Below are 789 nucleotides of genomic sequence, written 5' to 3' on the forward strand. Positions count from 1 at the left end.
ACCAGCGGAAACGCCTGATGATAAACCGTGGACGCCAATTCAGGTTCGGCAAAGCAATCCAGCCACTTTGTGCTGTACGGATACGGCGACGTGGTGCCGTGATAGAACAGCAGCGGAATGACCACCGGCAACTGATCGTTGCCTTGTTCCAGATGCCGCTGCATCGCGGCGACGGCATACCGTAGCAACCGAAACGCCATCAGCTTTTCCGGTCGGCTCTGATGCTCTATCAGGCAGTAGACGTAGCCATCATGGCCCGTCGTGGTCTTCATCGAATACAGCATATCGGAGCATTGTCCCTTGAGATCGTCCTCGATAAACGAGCCGGAGGCCATTGCCAATGTGCCGAAATTGCAGCGTTTGCGCAGGTGCGGCGGCAGATGGATTTCCAGAAAGTCCCGAGCTACAGCGATATCGCCGAGGAACTTTTTGAATACGTGGTCATGGTGCGACAGGGATTGCGTCATCGTTTTCCGGCTCTCTGATTCTAAGGCGACAGGCTCTTGCCCGTCTTTCAGCCCAATAACCGTAATTGATGTTACGGCCTGCTTCTGCTGCCCTTTCCCACATGACAGCGGCTTTTCTCACATCCCTCCGCCATTCATAACTATCAGCCAATCCAACAAACCCCACGTACTTCAACGATTCTATGCGCTGCACCAACGACATTGCTCTCTCTCATCAGAACATGAACGGAAAAGTATTCATTGCAATAAAACGCTGCGCAAAATGCTGAAATCGTGGATTTCCCGCAAGATGAACGGATACGTTTTCGCAGGATGTGCAAGT

General features: G+C 52.3%; 1 protein-coding gene. It reads right to left on the bottom strand.

Annotated features, from left to right (window positions below):
• Positions 1-467: Rpn family recombination-promoting nuclease/putative transposase (locus CINSTRO3249_RS16125; protein ID WP_125933237.1), on the bottom strand; the 467-nt coding region annotated here is incomplete at its 3' end.
• Positions 468-789 lie beyond the last annotated feature (322 nt).

This window comes from Candidatus Sodalis sp. SoCistrobi, from assembly GCF_900143145.1.
Lineage (GTDB): Bacteria > Pseudomonadota > Gammaproteobacteria > Enterobacterales > Enterobacteriaceae > SoCistrobi.